Source organism: Spirosoma lituiforme (assembly GCF_054776635.1).
Genome location: NZ_BAAHBO010000006.1, coordinates 156,977 through 179,877 on the forward strand (window position 1 = coordinate 156,977; position 22,901 = coordinate 179,877).

Annotated in this window: 14 protein-coding genes; 7 read left to right on the forward strand and 7 right to left on the reverse strand. The window is 53.4% G+C overall.

The features are described from left to right. Positions 1-238: 238 nt before the first annotated feature. The 4 genes from ACYU87_RS19920 to ACYU87_RS19935 all read right to left on the reverse strand — a co-directional run bounded on the left by ACYU87_RS19920 (position 239) and on the right by ACYU87_RS19935 (position 9,203). Positions 239-847, reverse strand: a complete 609-nt coding sequence (locus tag ACYU87_RS19920) for an RNA polymerase sigma factor (RefSeq protein ID WP_461135853.1) — start codon at positions 845-847, stop codon at positions 239-241. Between the two features lie 115 nt (positions 848-962). Then, entirely contained in the window at positions 963-4,349 is a 3,387-nt protein-coding gene (locus ACYU87_RS19925; protein ID WP_461135854.1) for a VCBS repeat-containing protein, read from the reverse strand. A gap of 99 nt (positions 4,350-4,448) precedes the next feature. Then, positions 4,449-6,002 (reverse strand): SusD/RagB family nutrient-binding outer membrane lipoprotein, encoded by a 1,554-nt coding sequence (locus ACYU87_RS19930; RefSeq protein WP_461135855.1) that lies wholly within the window; start codon positions 6,000-6,002, stop codon positions 4,449-4,451. An 18-nt stretch (positions 6,003-6,020) separates the two neighbouring features. Continuing rightward, complete coding sequence (locus ACYU87_RS19935; protein ID WP_461135856.1) at positions 6,021-9,203, reverse strand: SusC/RagA family TonB-linked outer membrane protein; 3,183 nt, start codon at positions 9,201-9,203, stop codon at positions 6,021-6,023. A gap of 352 nt (positions 9,204-9,555) precedes the next feature. Between ACYU87_RS19935 and ACYU87_RS19940 the strand changes: the two genes are divergently transcribed. Both ACYU87_RS19940 and ACYU87_RS19945 read left to right on the forward strand, forming a co-directional pair. Next, positions 9,556-11,343 (forward strand): SGNH/GDSL hydrolase family protein, encoded by a 1,788-nt coding sequence (locus tag ACYU87_RS19940; protein ID WP_461135857.1) that lies wholly within the window; start codon positions 9,556-9,558, stop codon positions 11,341-11,343. 131 nt (positions 11,344-11,474) lie between these two features. Further along, positions 11,475-12,122, forward strand: coding sequence for a DMP19 family protein (locus ACYU87_RS19945; RefSeq protein ID WP_461135858.1), 648 nt, complete (start codon positions 11,475-11,477; stop codon positions 12,120-12,122). Between the two features lie 35 nt (positions 12,123-12,157). On the opposite strand, the gene ACYU87_RS19950 is transcribed toward ACYU87_RS19945, so the two are convergent. Continuing rightward, complete coding sequence (locus ACYU87_RS19950) at positions 12,158-13,978, reverse strand: beta-N-acetylhexosaminidase (protein WP_461135859.1); 1,821 nt, start codon at positions 13,976-13,978, stop codon at positions 12,158-12,160. A 118-nt stretch (positions 13,979-14,096) separates the two neighbouring features. Then, on the reverse strand, positions 14,097-14,852 hold the full coding sequence (locus ACYU87_RS19955) for an SDR family NAD(P)-dependent oxidoreductase (RefSeq protein WP_461135860.1): 756 nt from the start codon (positions 14,850-14,852) through the stop codon (positions 14,097-14,099). Between the two features lie 286 nt (positions 14,853-15,138). Between ACYU87_RS19955 and ACYU87_RS19960 the strand changes: the two genes are divergently transcribed. From ACYU87_RS19960 to ACYU87_RS19975, 4 genes are all read left to right on the forward strand, one after another. Beyond that, the gene (locus ACYU87_RS19960; protein ID WP_461135861.1) at positions 15,139-17,697 is read left to right on the forward strand and encodes a DUF7133 domain-containing protein; all 2,559 of its coding nucleotides are present in this window, start codon (positions 15,139-15,141) and stop codon (positions 17,695-17,697) included. Positions 17,698-17,724: 27 nt separating this feature from the next. Then, complete coding sequence (locus ACYU87_RS19965) at positions 17,725-18,783, forward strand: sugar phosphate isomerase/epimerase family protein (protein WP_461135862.1); 1,059 nt, start codon at positions 17,725-17,727, stop codon at positions 18,781-18,783. A 105-nt stretch (positions 18,784-18,888) separates the two neighbouring features. After that, entirely contained in the window at positions 18,889-19,674 is a 786-nt protein-coding gene (locus tag ACYU87_RS19970; protein WP_461135863.1) for an SDR family NAD(P)-dependent oxidoreductase, read from the forward strand. 72 nt (positions 19,675-19,746) lie between these two features. Next, positions 19,747-21,075, forward strand: coding sequence for an MFS transporter (locus tag ACYU87_RS19975; protein ID WP_461135864.1), 1,329 nt, complete (start codon positions 19,747-19,749; stop codon positions 21,073-21,075). Between the two features lie 60 nt (positions 21,076-21,135). On the opposite strand, the gene ACYU87_RS19980 is transcribed toward ACYU87_RS19975, so the two are convergent. Further along, complete coding sequence (locus ACYU87_RS19980; protein WP_461135865.1) at positions 21,136-21,456, reverse strand: cupin domain-containing protein; 321 nt, start codon at positions 21,454-21,456, stop codon at positions 21,136-21,138. 88 nt (positions 21,457-21,544) lie between these two features. On the opposite strand from ACYU87_RS19980, the gene ACYU87_RS19985 reads away from it, so the two are divergent. Beyond that, positions 21,545-22,822, forward strand: a complete 1,278-nt coding sequence (locus ACYU87_RS19985; protein WP_461135866.1) for an MFS transporter — start codon at positions 21,545-21,547, stop codon at positions 22,820-22,822. The last annotated feature ends 79 nt before the right edge of the window (positions 22,823-22,901 follow it).

Below are 22,901 nucleotides of genomic sequence, written 5' to 3' on the forward strand. Positions count from 1 at the left end.
TTAAAAACAAAGTACGCTACTCAGTAGTTAGCCACGGCTAGCCACGGATTTTTACCTAACTGTATACGGGTTCAGAAGGTCGACATTGGTATCTGATGGCGGTCGAAAACTGTCTTCAGGGTGTCGTTTGTGTTGTCAGCCGGGTCGCCGGTGCGATTCTTAAAACGAACCGACGACCCGGCTGATAACACATCTAACGTTTGCCCCGGACAAGTCCGCAGCTAATATGAGCGGAGCCCTACAGCAGAGGAAAAGCAAGAACCAGCCAATAGGTGTAAAACGCTACCTGGCTTTTGAGGGCTCCGAGGGCTTTGTAGAGCAGATTGGCAACAGACTGCCGATTGATTTCCATTAACTCAGCGATCTGATCGTTCTCCAGTCCGTTGTAAAATTTGAGGAAGATCACCTCCTGCTGGCGCTTGGGAAGCGTGTTGATAGCCTGCCGAACCTTAGACTGGCTTTCGGAGTCAGCCTCCCCTTGTTCGATCTGTGTCTCGATGGTCTGCCAGTCCGATAATTCATTTACTTCCGGGCTGTTCAGGGGGGACTGGAATGGTTTACTCCGGCGGAATTCCTGGAGAAGCTGGTTGCGGAGCGATTTGAATAAATAAATGGATACGTACTGAATCGTAATCGCTGTTCGCTTTTCCCAAATGCGGATAAATAACTCCTGAATGGAATCTTTTATGAAATCACGGTCCTCGGTGAAGTTGGTGGCATAGGCAAACAAAGCCCGGTACTGTTTCTCGGCCAGTTGGCAAAAGGCGGCTTTATCGCCGTTTTTCGCCCGTTGCCAGAGGTCCAGTAAGTATTCGTTCTCTTCGATGATGCGGTGCCGTTGCTCCAAAATACCTGTTTTGAGTAAGGAAAAATAACAGTTAAATTCAGAAAAACATAGAAAATTGCGTTGTTCACCCGATCAGGCATACAAATCAGACGCTAGAGCAAGCTGGCACAAAGACTTATTTTGCCAGCGTAAATACCCGTACTGCTTTCCCCGTAGCCCCTACGAGCAGTTCGGTACGCCCGCCCACCGTGACCGGCACAAGATCCCGAACATCACCTTCCCACAGCAGGCCCGACTGCTCCATGGGCACGTACGTAAACAGGCCTTTCCCCCGGTTCAGAAACAGTTGTCCCCTATTGGCGTCATCTTTCCCCAACCGCACCCGGTTCAATTCGCGGTTACCACCCATGATCAGGTCGGGTAAGCCGTCGTGGTTAACATCAACGGCCGCCAGCGCATAAGCCGGAGCAACCTGCGCGTCGAGGGGCAACGGCTGCATGATAAAGGTGGGACTTGCCTCTCCGCTGTTTCGGAACAATACTGTCTGCAACGTGGTCGCGTCGAGTTTTTCGGCTCGTTTCAATTCATCGGGATCGAACAGATCGGTGATCGTTGCCTTCGAATAACTTGTGTAATCCGTGAATTTCTTCCGCAGATTCACCACCTGATCAAGCATTTCATCACGGGCATTGAATGGGCGGGGCTGTTTGTCCGCGCCGTTGTTCCGGTCGTAACCCACCAGAATCGGCAGCAGGGCACCGGCTACATTTTTGATACCATACAGCGTTAGTGGTCGGTCGGTCGTAGCCTGAAGCTGGCTGTTCAGTCCGGCGTTGGCGGCAATAATATCCAGTTTACCATCTTTGTCGAAATCCTGCACCAACAGCCGATTCCAGCAACCAGTTGTCGCTGGCAATAGGTTATCCAACGACTTTATCTTTCCCTTGATGAAGGAAAACGCCCGAACGGGGCCAAAGTCCGTAGCTACAATCAACTCCGGACGGCTATCACTCGTAAGATCCGCAAAAGCGACATCCGTCACCATACCGAGATGGGTCAAAGCCGGTTGCTGGCTCGTGACATCCGAAAAACGCCCTTTCCCGTCATTCAATAAAAGGTGGCTGACGGGAATTTCGGGGTAACGCCCCGGCACGACCCGCGCGCCAACGAACAGGTCGCGGTCGCCATCCCCATCGACATCCGCCGACCGGATACAGGACGCGCTCACCCGAACGTCAGGAAAAGCAGTCGCTTTTGTCAGGTGCCCTTTCCCATCATTCAGGTACAGGCGCACCTGCAACCGGGGGTCATCGATGGGCAGTTCGTACCCGGCGCTGGCCACCACCAGATCCAGATCGTTGTCCCCATCGACATCGAGCCAGTCGGCTCCGGCGTCGGCACAGGCGCGGTCGGCGAGTAGCGCTGGTTGGGGCATGGCTGTGAACCCATTGGCTCCGCCCAGGAATACCTGCCCGCCCTGCCCCCGGCCACCGCCCGCAAATACGTCGTCGCGTCCATCCCCGTTTGCATCCCCCACGGCAAAATGCGGCCCCACCGGAGAAAGCATATACGGCAGCAACGGTTGGATTTTGAAATCATTGACCACTGGCTGCTGGTGCGTCCAGACCAGCCCACCGGTAGCCTGCCAGAACGGTTTGGGCAGAGCTGTGGGTGGCGTGTCAGCCGTTGGCGCATACGTGACGATCAGTTGACCATTCGGCGCTTTGTTCAAACCAGCCTTACCGACAAACTGCGTTTTGCCATTGGCCCACCGAATCCGTATCGAATCCGCTACAGCCGCTTTACCAAGTCCGAACAATAACGGCCCGTACATAGCCGACTGAAATCCCCGAGCCGGCATAAACTCCTGCACCTGCATCCGGCCAGCCGCCCAAACGGTTGCGCGTGCACCCATCATTTGTCCTGGATTGGCACTTTTCAGCTGAAGGCTCAGGTGATGATTCTGGCCCTTGGTATCGGCATGGTTTTCGTAAATGCTTGCTTCCGTATTGACGTTGTTGATCACCAGATCCAGATCCCCATCATTGTCCAGATCCGCGTACACGGCCCCATTCGACTGGTTTTTCTCGTCAAACCCCCAGGCCTTGGTTTCGTTGGCAAACGTTAACGACCCTTCCGAAACGCCGGACCGAGCATCGCCCGACCGATTTCGGAAGATAAAATTTGGCTCGTTGATGCTGGGCATTTTGGCAATGACGGCCAGTGGGTCCGATGAACTGGCTGACTGTCCGGTCTGGCGGGCTTTCAACTGCTCATCCATTGTGAACTTCAGAAACTCCATATTGGTGTAGTCACGGGCGTAGCCGTTGCTCACGAACAGGTCTTTCCAGCCATCATTATCGAAATCGGCGAACAGCCCGGCCCAACTCCAGTCGGTATTGGAAATACCCGCCAGCTGTCCTATTTCGCTGAATACCGGAACGCCAGCCACCGACTTGTCAGACTTTTCCTCCCCTACGTTCAACTGGAGCATGTTGCGCATGGTCTGGTGATGAAAACCAGATCGTAGCAATTGGGTATACTTGTCGTAATTATCATCGCCCGAGGTTAGCTTGATCCGCTCGTTTCGTTCGGGAAGCATATCCAGTGTCAATAGATCGATGCGGCCATCGTTGTTCACATCGGCCGCATCGGAGCCCATCGAGTAGAGCGACGTGTGCCCCATCGACTCCCGTACTACTTCATTAAATTTACCGTTCTGTTGATTTATGTACAGATAGTCGTTTTCGTTGTAGTCGTTCGATACGTAAAAATCGAGCCAGCCATCGTTGTTGAAATCGCTGACGGCCACGGCCAGCCCAAAGCTCAATACATTGGATGTTAAGCCAGCCGCGGCCGACACATCCACGAATTTACCGTTCTGGTTCTGGTACAGTTTGCTGGAATAGTTAGCGTTTGTCTGCTGCTTGAAGTTGCTGATCATCCGGCTAAAACCAGCGTACTCCTGCACCGAATGGTTTAGGAGAAAACAGTCCAGATCGCCATCCCGATCATAATCGAAGAAAGCAGCCTGGGTTGAATAAGCCGAATCATCGAGGCCATACTCGGCAGCTTTTTCCGAAAAGGTTGGATATCCATCCCGGAGATTTTTATTGTTGATGAAAAGCAGATTCCGGCGCAGTCGGGCATCGGTTGCCGCCGACCGGCATACGTAGATGTCCAGCCAGCCATCGGCATTGATATCGACCACCGAGACACCCGTATTCCAGCCCTCGGCTGCCCCAACCCCGGCTTTGTCGGTAATGTCGTCGAAGGTGAGGTTTCCGGAGCCGGGTTCAGTCTTGTTCAGGTAGAGTTTATTGGCGTTAAGATTACCCGTGAAGTACAGATCCACCAGGCCGTCGTTGTTGAAATCGGCAGCGGCCACGCCCCCGCCATTGTAAAAATAGCCATACTTCAGCACGTTAAATTCCGGCGCTTCTTCCAGCGAGTTTTTGAACGTGACATTGGTTTGCGAGGACGGTAATTTTTCAAAAAGCGTATCCTGGTTGTCGCAGGATGCGAGAAGCAATACCAATAAGCAAAGCGTAAGTAGCTTCATAAACAATAACCGCAAGGGCGCAAAGGAAAACGCAAAGTACGCAAAGATTGTCTCCGCGTGCTTTGCGTTTTCCTTTGCGCCCTTGCGGGTAAGATAAACCTAGTTTTTATCCCACCATAGGGGCGTCGTTACCTTATCGGGACCGCTCAACAGCGTAACCGCTTTGGCCGCTTCTACCGCATTTGTTTGCTGTTCAACCAGCAGAATCGGAATTCGGCGCAGAACGCCACCAGCCGGAATATCGGGATTATCAGAGTTGACGACCGGGTACAGTTTCGGGAAACGGGTCCGGCGGTACTCGGCCCAGCCTTCAAACCCATCCGGGAAAACAGCCAGCCATTTCTGGGTACCAATCTGCTCCCGTTGTATGGCTTCGGTGCTTCCCCAGGCAATCGGAATGTTGCTCAGCGCTGCCGATTTCAGATAATCACCCGGCGCAACAGGCGTCTTGGTACTGTTCTGATACGCCGTGATGGCGGCAGCGTCCGTTACGCCCCATTGAGTCATGGACATGGCAATACCTTTGTTGTAGAAATCCTTGGCCGTTCCCCCCATCGCCCAGCCATTGAGGGCTCCTTCAGCGCGGAGGAAATACGACTCGGCAGTTGCCATTACGTTCTGGGGTGTCGCCAACCCGGTCGATGTCCAGCGCTGCCCAACGTGCGAGTTGTAATCGGCCGTATTGACGGTTTCGGTTAACTGCGTCGTAGCCAGTCCGTTCCGTAAGCCTTCGTAGGTATTGGTTTTCACCGCAGGCAGGAAATAGGTCGGCATTCGTGGATCTTCGTAACCTTTCAGCACCGATTCCATAGCGGCACTCATCCGAAACTCGTTCCAGTCCGACATGATCGAGAGGCCATTCCCGTCGTTTCCTTTTGTGCTCCGTTGTACCAGAGCATCGTCGTCGGGGCTGGTCGTGAGCACGCCCCCGGCCACGGCTGCTTCGGCTTCCGTTTTGGCGCGGGTCGGGTCAACCTTCGAGATGCGCATCGCCAGCCGAAGCCGGAGCGTGTTGGCGAACTTAATCCATTTGGTGGCATCACCCCCGTACATCAGGTCGAACGCACCAAATGGTTTCTCGGATGTTTTGCCTTTCAATACCGTTGTAGCAGCCGCTAATCGCTTGAAGAAGTCATCGTAGACTTTATCCTGCGCATCATAAGCCACCGATGTAGCGGGCTCCCCCGCCTTAAAATACGGAATAGGGCCAACCTGATCTGTCCAGCGGTGAAACGTATATACCCACCAGATACTCGCCAGCGCGTACTCCGCCGAATTGGCATCGGTACTCGACATGATGGTTTTTAACTGGGGCACCACCTCGGTGTACATCTGCGTCCAGGGGCCTTGCAGCCAGTCCATCCGAATCACGAACCGGTCGGAGGGGAAGTACGTGGCGACACACGCGAAATACTGGGCGTACTGATCGGAGAAGAGGTTCTGTCCGACCTGATACGTGTACTGGCTCAGAATACCCGCCGACTGTGCCTTTGAAAACAGGTAAGGCACCTCGCCCGCGCCGATGACCGTTATCTTGGTTTTGTTGGTATTAATATCTTCGAAATTATTGGTACAGCCAGCCGCCCACAACAGGGGAGCCGCCAGACCAGTCGCCAGGAGTGTTTTCCGTAAGCGCAGTTTATAGGAAGTCATATTGACGGTGGTTTCGGGTTAAAAAGAAAGTTTCAGGTTCACGCCCAGGCTCCGGTTCGATGGTAACGTACCATATTCAACCCCCTGGAAGTTGCCATTACTGATGTTCACGTCGGGATCGAACCACATTTTCCGCTTGCCGATACCGGGAATATCCAGGATGGAGCTTCCGCGATAGATCCAGAATAAGTTACGCGCGACGAACGACAATCGGGCCGATTTGATGAAAAAATTGGAGGGTACTGGAATGGCATAGCCGATCGACAGTTCACGCAGGCGAAAATTGGTGGCATCATAGGCAAAGAACTCGCCCCAGCCATACCGCTTACCTGATACGGTTTGCCAGAATTGCTCAGCCGTAATGGCCGTCGCGTTTGTTTTACCGGCACCAATCATCGTCACGCCATCGGCACCAGCTACTCCAGCCGTAACCCCCGGCAACACCCAGCCACCATCCCGTTTTTGGGCGGTCGCTTCCGGAATACCGCTGAACGCCAAGTTCATTTCGGTACCCGATACGGCAATGCCGCCAAACCGACCATCGAACAGTACGCGGAGCGAGAAGCCCTTAAACGTGAATGTATTTGTGAAGCCCAGCAGCATTTTCGGGTTAAAGTTGCCGATCAACTCCTGCTCTTTCGTGGCAACGGGTAATCCAGTCGAGACAACCGATGCCTCCGAAACCGACGTACTATTCGATTGGGAGCCAATCAGGTACTGCCCCGTTGTCTGATCTTTCGCCCATCGGTACGAGACAATGTCGCCGTACGAACCTCCTTCGGCTACAATCGGTGAGGCTGACCGGCCGTAACCTCCCGACAGGAATGCCGTTTTGATGTCGGGCGACAGGCTGATGATTTTATTGCGGTTCAGGCCCATGTTCAGCGTCAGATCCCACGAGAAACGGTCGGTTTTGATGGCCGTTCCATTAACCACCACTTCAAGACCCATGTTGCGAATGTCGCCCGCGTTGATGTACTGGTTGCTGAATCCCGATGCCGGAGCCAGCCCCAGTTTCAGCAACTGGTTGATCGAATTCGTTTTGTAGGCCGTAACGGTTGCCCCCAGGCGGTTGCTGAAGAAGCGGGCGTCGAGACCGATTTCCACGCTTTTCGTAATTTCCGGTTTCAGGTTACCGATGGCCTGCGTACCATCCCGGCTGATGAATCCGGAACCGGCACCCTGGCTGTATGAATAAACGGTCTGGAGCAGATAAGGATCAGCTCCGTTACCCACCTGAGCAAACGATCCGTTGATCTTCAGGAACGAAAGCGGCCCCGATAATTTCAGCAAATCCGACAGAACAACCGAAGCCCCCACCGACGGATACTGGAACGAGTACGGCTTGGGCAAGGTCGATGACCAGTCGTTCCGTAGACTGGCATTCACGAAAATAGCATCCCGCCAGGCCAGCGATGCCTGACCAAACAGCGACTGCGTCTGAACGCGCGAGTAATCATCACCGAGCGTCTGGTTAGTCCCAAAGTTCAGGTTATACCGGTTCGGTATGTTCAACCCATCGGCCAGCGAACTGGTCAGCTGATAGCGGGTATCCTGAATAATAGCCCCCGCCTGATAATCGATGGTAAGATCCTGGCTAAGTTTATTTTTCCCTTCAATCAACAGGTCATACCAGCTTTGGGTATTGACGATGTTGTTCCGGGAGAATTTGCCACCCGCCTGATTGGCCCACAGAATCGTGCCCTGTGCGTAGTTCTCTTCATTTTTATCGAAGTACTTATCAAGATTGGCCCGGCCCTGAATGCTCAGAAAATCCGTTAGCTGATACTTCGCCAAGACAAACCCGATCACCCGGTCGCGGTACTGGTTGATGGCTGTTTGGTTAGTCATCCAGTAGGGATTCTGGTAGATCGACGACAACGTGGAAGGCCAGGTGTTTGGCGTTGGCTGACCGAACGAATTGGGCGATGAATAGTTCTGGGCCGTACTTAAACTGACGTTGCGCGGAATCTGGTACAGGTCAATAACCGGCGCGTTTTCTTCACCTGTCCGTGGCTTGTTTACAACCGATTGATTGATGTAGGTCACTTTCGCATCGGTCGAGAACTTCGAACTGATCTGATTCGACAAACGCAGGTTGATGGTGTGGCGGGTCAGGTCATTGCCCGGCACGGTTCCCTGCAATGTGTTATTGGTATACGACAGGTACGTTTGCGACTTATCGGAACCGCCCGTAATGCCGATGGAGTTATTGAAACTGACCGCCGTACGGAAGAAATCGCGAATGTTGTTAGGCTGCGCTGAATAAGTATCCGGCTGACCCAGGTAGTTCGTGTAAGCCTGACCCGTCATGGCCGCGCCCCAGCTGGCGCCAACGGCCGGATCTAGTTTCCCGCCAACGCCCTGCCCGTACTGATTTTGCACCATTGGCAAGGCAAACGGCTTATCGACCGAAACGCCCGAATTTACATCGACCGTAACCCGGCCCGCTTTGCCCCGCTTCGTCGTGATCAAAATAACACCATTAGCCGCCTGACTACCGTAGAGTGCAGCCGCCGACGCACCGCGGAGTACGGTTACGTTCTCAATATCGTCGGGGTTAATGTTCGAGGCACCATCCGAATTGGCAACGCTACCAAAATCGCTGGTGGCCTGCCCGAAGGTGCTGTTATTGATCGGAACCCCATCGACAACCATCAGGGCGTTGTTGGTTCCCTGGATGGAGCGGTTTCCCCGCAGTACGATTCGGGAACCGGTACCCGGCCCACCCGAACCCTGGGTAATGTACGCCCCGGCAATTTTCCCCTGCAGGGTATTCAGTACGTTACCGTCGCGCACTTCGTTGATCTGCGCCGGCTTGATCATCTGGGTAGCGTAGCTCAGGGCTTTCGCTTCCCGTTTGATGCCCAATGCCGTTACGACCACTTCGCCCAATTGACGGTCATCGCTAACTAGCGTCACCGTGATTTGCGTCTGGCTGGCCGAAACCGGGACGTCTTTTGCCGTGTAGCCCACCGATGAAACAGTCAGCGTAGTCGCTTCGTTGGGCACCGATAACCGGAATTCACCAGCCGCATCGGTCGTTGTGCCCCGCGTGGTTCCTTTAATAACCACGTTTGCCCCCGTAATCGATTGGCCCTGCTCATCCCGTAGAGCACCCGTTATTTGTCGGGTTTGCGCCCGGAGCGATCCGGTTGCCGCAAATACCAACAACATACAGCAAAGTAAGTGTTTAAGCATAGTTTAACTAAGGTTAGATTGAGCAACACCAAAAGAGAAAATACCAACTTATTGGCAAAATTCAGAATTTTAGCTCAACATACGCTCACTAATCAAAAAATTTATAAAGTATCCTCTTATTTAACCTCACTTTAACAATCTAAAGAAAGATTGGGTAACTGCGGTGATGTCAGTTTCTTAAAACTGACTTAGGCGGGCGAACCGGTTGCGATTCTCGGAACCGCATCGACGCCCTTAGCCGGTAGGTTTTGAGAAACCTACCAAGTCAGTTTTAAGAAACTGACCTCACAGACATTGGCGACGTACCGTTACCACCTACTTTTGCCAGGCAAAAGCGTCTGCCCTTTTCCCCATGAAAAAAACGTTGATTTTTTACGTTTGTCTGTTGTCTGCAACCAGCCTGGTTTCTGTTGCCCAAACGACCGCCGGGTACGTATGGTGGAACCCTACGAAAAACGATTTCCCCGTTATTGAAGGACAGGCCTGGACCGGCAAGGACATTCAGAGTCCCTATGATCGCCTGCCAGCCGCAGCCGAAAAAACCGTTCGCAAGGAGGTCTGGAATCTGTCGCATCATTCGGCGGGGCTCATGATTCGGTTTCGGGCGACTACCGATCAGGTGGTTGTCCGGTATGGGGTGAGCAACAAGCAGCAGGCGCTCCCTCACATGCCTGCCACGGGCGTCAGCGGGGTCGATCTGTATGCCGGAACCAGCGATGGCGACTGGCTGTGGGCCGCCGGAAAATATACCTTCGGCGATACGATTCAGTACCGATTCGCCAACCTTGAGCCAAACGACGCCTACAAACGGGGGCGCGAATACCGGCTCTATTTACCGCTATACAATGCTGTTCAATGGCTTGAAATCGGCGTTCCAACAGGCGTAACGATAACACCCCTACCCGTTCGGCCCGAGAAACCGGTGGTTGTTTACGGTACGTCTATTGCACAGGGAGCCTGTGCGTCGCGGCCCGGCATGGCCTGGACCTCGATTCTGGGTCGTAAACTGGACAGACCGCTGATCAACCTGGGCTTCTCGGGCAATGGCCGGCTCGAGAAAGAGGTCATTGACCTTGTGTCGCAGGTGGATGCCCGTTTGTACGTGCTGGACTGCCTGCCCAATCTGATTGCGACGGTGGGCATCAAACCTGAAGATATCAAAAGCCGGATTCTGGAATCGGTGAAAACGCTTCGCCAGAAACGCCCGGCGGTACCTGTCCTGCTGGTCGACCACGCGGGCTATACCGATGGTAGCCTCAGTCCCATCCGCCAGCAATATTACAGCGACGTAAACACGCTGATGCACCAGGCCTTTGTGCAGTTGAAAGCGGAAGGCATCAACGGAATTTACCTCTTGCCCAAATCGCAGATCAACCTGAGCCAGGATGCAATGGTTGACGGGACACACCCGACAGATCTGGGGATGCAGCAGTACGCCGATGCCTACGAAACGAGTATCCGGACCATCCTGAACGAACCAACGGGCGACCTCTCGACTATGAAGCCCCGCACCCAATACCGCGACGGGTCGTTTGACTGGGAGATTCGCCACCGTGACATGCTGGCCCGGCTGAAAGCGAAGCCACCCCGAATTATTTTTCTGGGCAACTCCATCACGCATTTCTGGGGGGGCGATCCCAAAGGCTCACGCATCAACGGTGCTGATTCCTGGAACAGCATTCTGGAGCCGCTGGGCGCGCAAAATATGGGCTACGGCTGGGACCGCGTCGAGAATGTGTTGTGGCGGGTGTACCATGGCGAGCTGGACGGCTACAAAGCCGATCAGGTAGTACTGATGATCGGTACGAATAACATCCAGCTCAATACGGATGCCGAAATCGTAGCCGGGCTCCGGTTTTTGATTCAGGCTATCAAATCCCGTCAGCCCGGTGCGGAGGTTCTGATGGTGGGTATTTTACCACGGCGGGACGGCGAAACCCGTGTGGCCGCGCTTAACGAAGCCATTGCCCAGATGACACCCGACGTGAATGCCACATTCGTGCAACCCAGTTTCGTTTTTCTCAAGCCTGACGGCAAAATCGACGAGTCTTTATTCTCAGATGGTCTCCATCCCAACGCCGAAGGCTACCGACGACTGGCCGGAGCGCTAAAGCCGTATTTGGTGGGAGGAAAAAAATAGCGCCTTGGCGGACAGAGGTGTTTTTCCTGATAAAATGCCTACGTAGCCTACTTCTTTAGACTGAATCGAAAAGTTGAAAATCCTCACGAGTTGGTTATACGTAACTGACAGTACGTACAACTAAAAACTACATGAAACCGAAACCGCTTGTTGTGTTAATGATCGTGTCTATTCTTTCAGGCTGTTCGGAAGCACCCCGTACAAATGAAGCGAAGACTGCCCCCCGAGATACGGTAGATACACGAATCAGTAAGGTTCTCAGAGATTTTATCAGCAGACCTATTTACCGAAGGCTAACCGAACAAATTATTGATTCAACAGCCGACGAAAAACTGGTACAAGTCGTTTTTGATAACCTGACGCAAAAGCTACCCGCCGACTACACGAAGGAATACGAAACCGTAATGGGCTGGAATAAGGAAAGGCAGGCAGTCTACATGATCTGGCTATTGGAGTCGGAACTAAACAACGGGGGGTATAACCAATTCTACACCAATTCGAGCACCCCCTTTTATACGTATTTACCAGGTGCCCTAAAGCTGGTAGGCGCGGATGGGTTATCCGATCTGACCCAGCGGGCAAACAAAACATTTGAGGAACAAAACGAAAGACTCGAAGAATTGCCCGACAGCACCCGCGACGAGTTCCACAAGGCTTACGCCAACGACCTGCTCACTACATTCGATAACGAATTTTTCAAGCTTGCTGAGGTTGAGAACCTGGACCAGCTCCAGGTTCACTTTATTCGCGAAAACAAAGAGAAATTCATTGATAACTAACCCGGAGGTAAAGGCATACGATAATACGCCTACCGCTACTGCACTTTCTTCTCTACGACCGGAATCACTACTTCCACCATTTTTCCAATGGGTTTTCCATTTTGGTAAGCGATCACCTTCACCCGGTCAGCGCCTTTGGGCATCAAAAATGGCTGGGTGTAGAGGGGAAAATGATCATCAGGGACGGTATTATCCGTTGTGTAGTAGAGGTATGTATTGGGCAGTTCGTGGCTCAGCATAACTTCGGTCAGACCCATCGGATGCTTTTTCAGCGTAACAATGGGATTGTACACACTGCGGGCGTAGTTGACATCCTGCGCGTCGAACCGCTTGAAATGAGCCTCTACCCGATTCATGAATGCCGGCCAGTTACGTGGCCCTTTGGGTGACCAGAAAACCTCTGATAAAGCAAAAGCCCGCGGCCAGGTCATGTATTCGGCATGCCGGTTGTTGGGTACCGACTCCGTCCAGAGGTTGCCCTGCCCACCCAGAATCAGATCGGCCCGTACGCTATCGGGGACGGGTTCGAACGAGTAGGATGTACTCAGCCGGGCCATGCTGTAGGTACTGGGCTCGGCCGATGGTTCGCCCTGGTAGAGGTCCAGGTAACAATACTGAGCGGGTGTCATAATGACCGGATGGCCTTGCCTGGCCGCTTCGATGCCCCCTTTCATCCCCCGCCAGCTCATGACGGTAGCATTAGGGGCCAGGCCGCCTTCTAAAATCTCGTCCCATCCAATGAGCTTTTTACCCTTCGCTTGCACAATTTTCTCAACCCGCCGGATAAAATAGCTTTGCAGCTCTTCTACCGTTTTCAGGTTATTAGTCGCCATTGTGGTCTTGCAGTCCGCACAAGTCGCCCAGAAGCCTTTGTAAGCTTCGTCGCCCCCGACATGAATGTAGGGACCAGGAAACAGCTGAGCGACTTCAGTCAATACCTTATCGATGAACAGGTAGGTGCTGTCGTTGCAGGGGTTCAGCGTGTTATCTTCCAGCTTGTAGAATTTACCATTGGTCGGTACCAGCACCTGTTTTTTACCACAGGTCAGGCTTGGGTAGGCGGCAATGGCTGCCATCATATGGCCCGGCATGTCAATTTCCGGTACAATCGTGATATGCCGATCCTGCGCATACTGCACAACTTCGCGAATATCGTCCTGCGTGTAGAACCCGCCGTACGACGGCACCTCACCCGGCTGCGCACTTTCAATATCATTCCAGTGACCACCCGTCCGGGCGGCTCGCCACGCGCCAACGTCGGTGAGCCGGGGCAGACTATTTATCTGGATACGCCAGCCCTGATCGTCGGAAAGATGCCAGTGAAAAATATTGAATTTATACTGCGCCATCTGGTCGATGTAGCGTTTTACAAACTGCTTGTCAAAAAAGTGGCGGCTCACGTCCAGCATGAGACCCCGCCAGCCAAAGCGAGGCTGGTCGCGGATGTGCAGGGCCGGAATCGACTGCCCGCGAAACGTTTTGGCCACCGGCATCAGTTGCCGCATTGTTTGCAGTCCATAAAACAGGCCGGCGGATTCAGGGGCCGTCAGGGTAATCCCCGTTGGCGTTACGACCAGATCATACCCCTCCGGCCCGACATCCGTTATCGGAGCCAGCCGAACGGTGATCGCTTTCGTGAGTTTGGGAGCATCCGATGCCGGAATACCGGGAAGATTGTCCATAACCATCCGGCGCACATCGGCCACCGGGGTCAGAATAGCCAGCCGGGTCTGGGCCGTAATCGCGAATGTTCCGGTTCCGGGTTCGAGGGTTTGCGGAGCCGGAATCAGGGCTGGAACAGGCATTTGAGCCGAAGCCGAAAACGCCAGAAAGAGCAACGTGATGAGTTTATGCATTAAGTTTAGCAAAGGTAGTACCGATTAGACAAGCCAATCGAAGCAGCGTTTAAACTTCCCGGACTTTGCCAGGTATTCATGGGTCGATGTCTACACGATAAAGCCCGTTTACCAGGACTCAATATGTAGCACGCCCGCCCGACAGATCAAAAATAAAACCCGTATTGAAACTCGCTTCTTTGGACAAAACCCAGGCGGCAAGGGCAGCCACTTCCTCCACAGTCCCCAGTCGTTTCATGGGTATTTTAGCCGTCATGTAGGCCAGTTGATCGGGGGCGGTATGCTCATTCAACGCCGTTCTGATCACCGCCGGGGCTAGTCCATTGACGGTAATTCCCGTTTCGGCGTACTCTTTTCCCACGCCTTTTACCAGTCCGATTACCCCCGCTTTCATCGACGAGTACCCCGCCATAAACGGATTTCCTTCTTTACCGGCAATCGACGCCATGTGCAGTACACGACCGTAGTTGGCTTTTTCCATAACCCGGATAGCGTACTTTGTCATCAGAAAGGCACCCCGTAAATTGATGCTGTAAATACGGTCATAGTCATCAACCGGGTAGTCCGTAATTCTGGTGCTGGTTGGGCCCACAATGCCGGCGGAGTTAACCATTATATCCAGCCGTTGGTAGACCTGTTCCACCTGGCCAACCGCGTTTTGGACCGCGGCCTCGTCTGAAATATCGACAACGTACCCGGCTGCCTGGTAGCCCTGACTGACAAACTCAGCTACCGTACGGTCGAGCAGCGCGCCATTGATATCGAACAAAATCACCGTGGCGCCTTCCGAAGCGATTCGTTGGGCAATGCCTTTCCCGATGCCCTCGGCACCGCCCGTAATAATTGCCACCTGATCGGCAAATCGTGTCATCATAAACAAGTGGGTTTTACCAGTGGACAAACCATTGTGCCACGGTTCTGTAGGTTTCTCTACCAAATAGAAACACGGCAGTCTGTCTATTTTACCAAAATCCTGGGGTATCTAACCAGAGCATTTAAACAATAATAAGGCGTTTATATACTGTTTTAACAGCGCAATGAGTCCATTGTGAAATTTCTGGAAATAGTAGTAGTATTTGTGATCACGCAACCGCTTTTCAGGACAGCAGCTGCTGACAAAGACAACGTTATACGAAACGTCATCAAGTTGCCTGTTCGCCATGATTAAGCCCGTTTATTCCGCCTGTATTCTGGGAGCCGCCTTTTTCTGTCTGGTAAGCTTTACCGGTAAATTTGGTCGTTTGCTGGACGATGGTCCCTCGCCTGCCCGAACGCCCGCCGAGGAGTTAACGACATTTCAACTCGAACCCGGCCTGAAAATGCAACTCGTTGCCGCTGAGCCAATGGTGCAGGACCCCGTTGTGATCACCTTCGATGAGGCCGATCGGCTGTGGGTTGTTGAGATGCGGGGGTTTATGCCAAACGTTGAGGGCGAAGGTGAAAATAAACCCGTTGGGCGTATCTCCGTGCTGGAAGACACCAATGGCGATGGACAGATGGACGTCAGCCAGGTTTACCTCGACAGTCTGATAATGCCCCGGGCGCTGGCCCTAGTACCGGGCGGGGTGCTGGTGGTTGAAAACAATGCATTGTGGATGACCAAAGACCTGAACCACGACGGGAAAGCCGATACAAAAACACTTATTGACAAAGACTATGCAGGCAGTGGTCTCCCCGAGCATGCGGGCAACGGGCTCTGGCGCAGTATGGATAACTGGCTCTACAATGCCAAATCGCGTTTTCGCTACAAAGAGGTTAACGGAACATGGCAGCGCGACAGTACGGAAGCCCGCGGGCAATGGGGCATTAGCCACGACGACCAGGGGCGGCTGTATTACAATTACAACTGGTCGCAGCTGCACGCCGATCTGGTACCGCCCAATTACCTCTCCCGCAACAGACATCACACGCCCACAACGGGCATCGACTACGGCCTGACCCTTGACCGTCGGGTTTACCCGATCCGGCCCACCCCAGCCGTTAACCGGGGCTACATACCAGGCACCCTCGACAAAGAAGGGCACCTGCGGGAATTTACGGCCGCCTGCTCGCCCCTCGTTTACCGGGGCGCAGCCCTGCCCAAATCGTTCTATGGCAACGTATTCGTCTGTGAGCCAGCCGGAAACTTGATCAAGCGAAACATCTCCGAGAACAAAGAACTGCTTATTGCCGCTCATGACCCGCACCCTGGCCAGGAGTTTCTGGCCTCGACCGATGAACGATTCAGACCCGTTCACCTGGCGACGGGACCCGATGGAGCGCTGTACGTAGCCGATATGTATCGGGGACTGATTCAGCACAGCGCGTATGTAACGCCCTATCTGAAAGAACAGACAATTGCCCGCGGCCTCGTAAAACCCATCAATTATGGTCGTATCTGGCGAATCGTTCCTGAAAACTGGCAGGCATCGAAACCCAGGAAATTAGCAGCGGCATCGTCGGCCGAGTTGGTTACCGAGTTATCCAGCCCCGATGGGTGGCACCGGGATGTAGCCCAGCGCTTGCTGATCGAACGCAACGATAAAAATACCCGGCAACTCCTGATGAATGTAGCCCAGAAAGGCCCGAATCAGCTAGGCCGTTTTCATGCCTTGTGGACACTGGATGGTCTACAGATGAGTAGTCCGGCGGTTCTGCTTGGCCTCCTGACTGATAACAACACCCTCGTCAGAACAACGGCCCTTCGGCTACTCGAACCGTTTGCCAAAACGGATCGGGCCATCCGCGCCCAGCTCGGCGATAGACTACTAAAAGACTGGTCGAAAGCGCCTATCGAACAGGTGCTGCAAATGGCCTTTTCGGCGGGCGTTCTTGATCAGAAGGCAGCGCAGCCTTTGCTGGCAGGCATCCTCAACCGCTATGGTGAATCGGCCCTGATTCGGGATGCGGCCATGAGCAGTCTTCAGGATCGGGAGTTTTCCTTTTTACAAAGCCTGACGAAAGCACCGGCCTGGAAAACTGTCCAACCGGCCAAAGAGATTTTTCTGGAAATGCTGGCCACATCCGTCATCCGTAAGCGGGATCCAGCCGAACTGACGGCCCTGCTGGCTATGCTGAATACGCCCAATGCAGCATTATCCTGGCAGGAAAAAGCAATCCTGACAAGCCTGTCTATCCAGGGAAGTACCAGCAAACTAAAACCGATTCAGCTGGCTACCGCCCCACCCGTTCTGATGCAATCATCGGGAAAAATCGACCCGACCCGACTGGCTACCCTGAACGCTATGTTCGAATGGCCGGGGCACATTGCCAGCCGCGACAATATGCCCAAAAAGAGTCTGTTGAGCGACGATGACCAGAAACTGTTCGCGTCCGGACGTCAGCATTACCTCAGTACCTGCTCCGGTTGCCACGGTACTGACGGTGCCGGCCTGAAACGGTTTGCCCCGCCCCTCATCGGTTCAGACTGGGTGCTGGGCGACGAAAAACGCCTGTCGCTCATCATTCTGCACGGCATAGAAGGCCCGATTGAGGTTGCCAAAAAAGTGTACAATGCTCCCGAAATCTTACCCGTTATGCCCGCTCACTCGACCATGGACGATGGCGCGATTACAGCCATCCTGATGTACATCCGGAACGAGTGGGGCAACAACGCCGGTCCCATCGGGAAGCGCGTAGTGGGCATGACACGAGTCACCTCGCAGGGTCGGGTCGTGCCCTGGACGGCCAAAGAACTGAATAACTATATCGCTGAAGGCAAGGCGACCAGCAGCAAATAACCGGACAAACCTGGTCAGCTTACAGGCATGGAAAGACGCGATTTCATTCAAAAAGCATCTCTTGGTGCGGTTGCCCTGGCACTGCCGAAGTTACCGGCATTTGGCAAAGGTACGCGCATGGGCATCGTTGTGCATTCGTACTGGAGTCGCTGGAATTCAAAGGCTGACAGCAAAACGTATCCGGCATTTACCAATGCCATCCAGTTGCTCGATCATTGCCATCAGCTGGGTGCGGGCGGGGTACAGGTAATCGTCAATGGCTGGTCGACTGATTTTGCCAAAAAAGTACGCGACGAACGGGAGAAATACGGCCTCTACCTGGAAGGCTCCATCAGCCTGCCCAAAAACGCCGACGATGTTCCCAAATTTGAACAGGATGTCGTTAATGCCCGGGAAGCCGGAGCCCAGGTGTTACGAACAGTTTGCTCCACCGGACGACGCTACGAAACGTACCATTCGATCGAAGCTTTCGACGAACTGAAAAAGAGCGCGCTGGCATCCCTGCAACTGGCCGAACCCGTTCTGCGCAGACACAAGGTTAAACTGGGGGTCGAGAATCACAAAGACTGGCGGGCTCCGGACCTGGTCAACCTGCTGAAACAGGTCAACAGCGAATGGATCGGTGTTACGCTCGATTTCGGCAACAGCATGGCCTTACTCGAAGACCCGATGGAGGTTGTTCAAACGCTGGCCCCTTATGTGTTTAGTACGCACGTCAAAGACATGGCAGTGGAGGAATATCGAGATGGCTTTCTGTTATCGGAAGTGCCCATGGGAAAAGGCATCCTGGACTTAAAAAAGATGGTTGCCCTCTGTAAGCAGCATAACCCTGCGGGCACCTTCAGCCTGGAAATGATCACGCGCGACCCGCTGGAAATTCCCTGCCTGACCAATGCCTATTGGGAAACCCTGACTACCGTACCGGGCACTGATCTGGCCCGCATGCTGCGTATGGTCCGGCAACATAAATACCCCGGCGGTCTTCCCCGTGTGGCCCAACTCAGTGCCGATGCTAAACTGGCTCTCGAAGAAGAAAACATCGTTGCCTGCATTCAGTACAGCAAACAGTCTCTAGGGCTTACATAAGGTGAATCGATCCATACCCTGGTTCGCGAAGACATGAACCAGGCAGAAAACCCGATTATGAAACGATTCAACAAAACCATCAATACAACCGACAACTAACTGAAGATGAGTAAAGAACTGCTTCCGGGTATCCGGCAATTTGACCTCACCGGCAAATCGGCCATCATTACGGGTGGCTCCAAAGGACTGGGTCTGGCCATGGCCGCCGGACTAGCCTCCGCAGGAGCCAGTCTCATGCTGGTAAACCGCAATGTCGAAGAAGGCGCAGCCGCAGCCCGGGAATTGAGTGCTGACTATGGTGTGAATGTCATCTCCTTCGCGGCTGATATTACCCAAGCCGATCAAACCGAAGCAATGGTCAACGCAGCACTGGCCGCTTTTGGCAAGATTGACATCCTGATCAACAGCGCGGGTATCAACATTCGCGGGGCTATTGACGAATTGACGCTGGAGGATTTCAGTAAAGTCATGGATGTCAACGTAACGGGCACCTGGCTGTGCTGCCGGGCCGTTACACCAGCCATGAAAAAAGCGGGTCGGGGCAGTATTATCAATCTGGCCAGCACGCTTGGTCTGGTTGGGTTATCGAACCGGACACCCTACACGTCCAGCAAAGGGGCGGTGGTGCAGATGACCCGCGCGCTGGCGCTGGAACTGGCTCCGTTCAAGATTACCGTCAACGCCATCTGTCCCGGGCCGTTCCTGACCGAAATGAACCTGCCCATCGCCGATACCGAAGAGGGTCTCAAATTCGTGGTGGGGGCTACGGCACTGGGCCGCTGGGGACTGCTTCGGGAAATCCAGGGCGCTGCGATCTTCCTGGCCAGTGATGCCGCCACTTTTATGGTCGGCTCGATGCTTACGGTAGATGGCGGCTGGACGGCCCGATGAGTACGGTTTGTGGGTTACGGCATTCGGTTCACCGTAACCCACAAAGTATAACCCGAATCCCCTAAACACAGCATGGAGCAAGCAATCGGCAAACGCAAAAAGACGCAGGTACGCTACGGCATGTTAGCCCTTGTCTTTGTCAATGTAGTCATTAACTATTTGGACCGCAGCAACATATCCGTGGCGGGCGCGGCCCTCAGCAAAGACATGAACCTATCGTCGGAAGAACTGGGATTCATTTTTTCTGCTTTTGGCTGGACGTATGCGCTCCTCCAGATTCCCGGGGGGCTAATCGCGGATCGGTTTGCCCCCCGGATTCTGTATGCCTTTTGTTTAATTACCTGGTCTATTGCCACCCTTTGTCAGGGTTTCGTGAAAGGATTTGCCAGCTTGTTTTCCCTTCGGCTGGCAACGGGTGCCTTCGAAGCGCCCTCCTACCCCATCAACAACCGGATCGTAACGAGCTGGTTTCCCGAACACGAACGGGCCTCCTCCATAGCCCTCTACGTATCGGGGCAGTTTATCGGCCTGGCTTTTCTCACCCCGGTACTGGTCAATGTGCAGCATCTGACCGGCTGGCAGGGGCTGTTTATTGGAACCGGAATCGTTGGCTTGCTCTGGGGGGTGATCTGGTATGTTTTCTACCGCGATCCGCTCGACCACCCTACCGTGAGCGAAGCCGAATTAACGTACATTGAAGAAGGCGGTGGCTTGTTCAGGGGTCGAAAACCGGGCGCAAGCCAGGCAACGGTCTGGAAGTGGACCAACGTAAAGCAGGTATTCTCGACCCGCACATTATGGGGTGTTTACATTGGTCAGTTTGCCGTTAATGCTACTCTCTGGTTTTTTCTTACCTGGTTCCCGACGTACCTGGTCAAGTACCGGGGGCTGGATTTTATCAAATCGGGTTACTTAGCCTCGGTGCCTTTTTTGGCAGCCTGCGCAGGCCTGCTTCTGTCGGGCTTTGTCTCCGACCGATTGGTGAAACAGGGAAAATCGGTGAGTATGGCGCGCAAAGCCCCGATCATTATCGGACTGCTGTTATCGATCAGCATTGTGGGAGCCAACTACACCAACGATACGGCACTGATTATTTTTTTCATGGCCCTGGCCTTTTTTGGGTCAGGCATGGCGCTGATTTCCTGGATCTTCGTGTCCATTTTATCGCCCAAACATCTGATTGGCCTGACCGGGGGCGTCTTTAATTTCATGGGCAATCTGGCCTCCATTGTGGTGCCCATCGTTATTGGCTTTCTGGCCAAGGACGGCGATTTCAAACCGGCACTTGTTTTCATCGGCACACTTGGCCTGATCGGGGCGTGTTCCTACATTTTCCTGGTCGGCAAGATAGAACGGGTCGTTACGCAGGACGCGACAGAAAGCGTCGTTGCCGGGGATTAAAATAACAGCCTGATTAACCTGGTTCAGTTACGGATGCGGTACATAACGGGCTTGTGACCGTTAATAAAATACAGCCAACCAGACCGTTTCTTCGTCTTCTTTTGTCCACTCCACCCGATGTTTTAGATGGGCAGGCAGGTTGATGTGCATACCAGGCAACAACTCAACGGGCTCATCAATACCGTCTATTCGAAGCCGGGCGGCTCCCTTTGCCAGTAGCACCCATTCGTGCTGTTCCTGGTCGTACCAGAACCCATCGGGCGACGCATGCCCTTTCGAGACGATGCGTTCGACCCTAAACCCATGGCCCGTTACAAGATCCTCGACCAGTTCGTCGGGTAGCGAATCAGGAATGGAAGCGAATAAATTACCGATTATCATGGTCAGACTGGTAAGCCGGTAAGTTACTACTTTTCAACGTACCCTACTCGTTTGCGTATATCTGCGAAAAAAAACGCTTTATGGGATAATGGAAAAGACATTAGCCCCGACTCGCTGGTATCGTCTGATACCAATTGCCTTCATCACGTACAGCCTGGCCTACCTCGACCGCGCCAATTTTGGCTTTGGAGCTGCCAGCGGCATGGCTACGGACCTGAACATTACCCCATCCATGTCGTCTTTGCTGGGGTCTCTGTTCTTTCTGGGCTACTTCTTTTTTCAGGTTCCCGGCGCGATCTATGCCGAAAACCGGAGTGCCAAGAAACTGATTTTCTGGTCGCTGATTCTATGGGGAGGGCTGGCCATGGCAACGGGAATTATCAGCAACGTAAATTTATTGATCATTATTCGCTTCATGCTCGGCGTTGTTGAGAGCGCGGTGATGCCGTCGATGCTGCTTTTTTTGAGTAGGTGGTTCACCAAAGCCGAGCGGTCTCGGGCCAACACGTTCCTGATTCTGGGTAATCCGGCTACCATTCTCTGGATGTCGGTACTGTCCGGCTATTTGATCAAATCGGTTGGCTGGCGGTGGATGTTTATTCTGGAAGGACTGCCCGCTATTATCTGGGCGTTTTTCTGGTGGCGGCTCGTTGCCGATAAACCCAGCGATGCCAACTGGCTCAACGAACGGGAAAAGCAGGATCTGGAAGCCGAACTGCAGAAAGAACAGCAGGGCATTAAACCCGTTAAAAATTACGCAGCCGCGTTTAAATCCAGGATTGTCATTTTGCTGAGTCTGCAATACGCCCTGTGGAGCATTGGGGTGTATGGGTTTGTGATGTGGCTTCCGTCCATTATCAATGCAGCTCCGAATATGGACATTGTCAAGACCGGCTGGCTGTCTTCTGTTCCGTACGTACTGGCCATTATCGGTATGTTGAGTGCGTCTTATTTCTCGGATAAAACCCTGAACCGAAAAATCTTCGTATGGCCGTTTTTGCTACTGGGTGCCGTGGCCTTTTACGGATCGTACCTGATTGGAGCGACTAATTTCTGGTTGTCGTTTGTGCTGCTGATCATTGCGGGGGGGGCAATGTATGCGCCCTACGGCCCCTTCTTCGCCATCATCCCCGATCTGTTACCCAAGAATGTAGCGGGTGGAGCCATGGCGCTCATCAACAGTTTCGGAGCATTGGGCTCGTTTGCAGGGGCCTATCTGGTTGGCTACCTGAATGCGTCAACGGGTGGTTTCGGAGCCTCTTATATTTTCATGGCTGGTTCACTTTTGCTATCCGCCCTCATCACCCTGATCGCCGTCAAGACGCCGGATAAGCCATTGAGCATCGAAGCTGTTCCGGTTCAGTAAATTTTGTTTTACACTGTTTCTCACTATTAATGTGGTGTCAGCCGGGTCGCCGGTGCAATTCTTAAAACGGACACCACGA

What these genes read in the sequence shown, in the direction of transcription:
- ACYU87_RS19925 (WP_461135854.1), bottom strand. Translation starts at nt 4,349, where the DNA reads ATGAAGCTACTTACGCTTTGCTTATTGGTATTGCTTCTCGCATCCTGC.
- ACYU87_RS19930 (WP_461135855.1), bottom strand. Translation starts at nt 6,002, where the DNA reads ATGACTTCCTATAAACTGCGCTTACGGAAAACACTCCTGGCGACTGGT.
- ACYU87_RS19935 (WP_461135856.1), bottom strand. Translation starts at nt 9,203, where the DNA reads ATGCTTAAACACTTACTTTGCTGTATGTTGTTGGTATTTGCGGCAACC.
- ACYU87_RS19940 (WP_461135857.1), top strand. Translation starts at nt 9,556, where the DNA reads ATGAAAAAAACGTTGATTTTTTACGTTTGTCTGTTGTCTGCAACCAGC.
- ACYU87_RS19945 (WP_461135858.1), top strand. Translation starts at nt 11,475, where the DNA reads ATGAAACCGAAACCGCTTGTTGTGTTAATGATCGTGTCTATTCTTTCA.
- ACYU87_RS19950 (WP_461135859.1), bottom strand. Translation starts at nt 13,978, where the DNA reads ATGCATAAACTCATCACGTTGCTCTTTCTGGCGTTTTCGGCTTCGGCT.
- ACYU87_RS19955 (WP_461135860.1), bottom strand. Translation starts at nt 14,852, where the DNA reads ATGATGACACGATTTGCCGATCAGGTGGCAATTATTACGGGCGGTGCC.
- ACYU87_RS19960 (WP_461135861.1), top strand. Translation starts at nt 15,139, where the DNA reads ATGATTAAGCCCGTTTATTCCGCCTGTATTCTGGGAGCCGCCTTTTTC.
- ACYU87_RS19965 (WP_461135862.1), top strand. Translation starts at nt 17,725, where the DNA reads ATGGAAAGACGCGATTTCATTCAAAAAGCATCTCTTGGTGCGGTTGCC.
- ACYU87_RS19970 (WP_461135863.1), top strand. Translation starts at nt 18,889, where the DNA reads ATGAGTAAAGAACTGCTTCCGGGTATCCGGCAATTTGACCTCACCGGC.
- ACYU87_RS19975 (WP_461135864.1), top strand. Translation starts at nt 19,747, where the DNA reads ATGGAGCAAGCAATCGGCAAACGCAAAAAGACGCAGGTACGCTACGGC.
- ACYU87_RS19980 (WP_461135865.1), bottom strand. Translation starts at nt 21,456, where the DNA reads ATGATAATCGGTAATTTATTCGCTTCCATTCCTGATTCGCTACCCGAC.
- ACYU87_RS19985 (WP_461135866.1), top strand. Translation starts at nt 21,545, where the DNA reads ATGGAAAAGACATTAGCCCCGACTCGCTGGTATCGTCTGATACCAATT.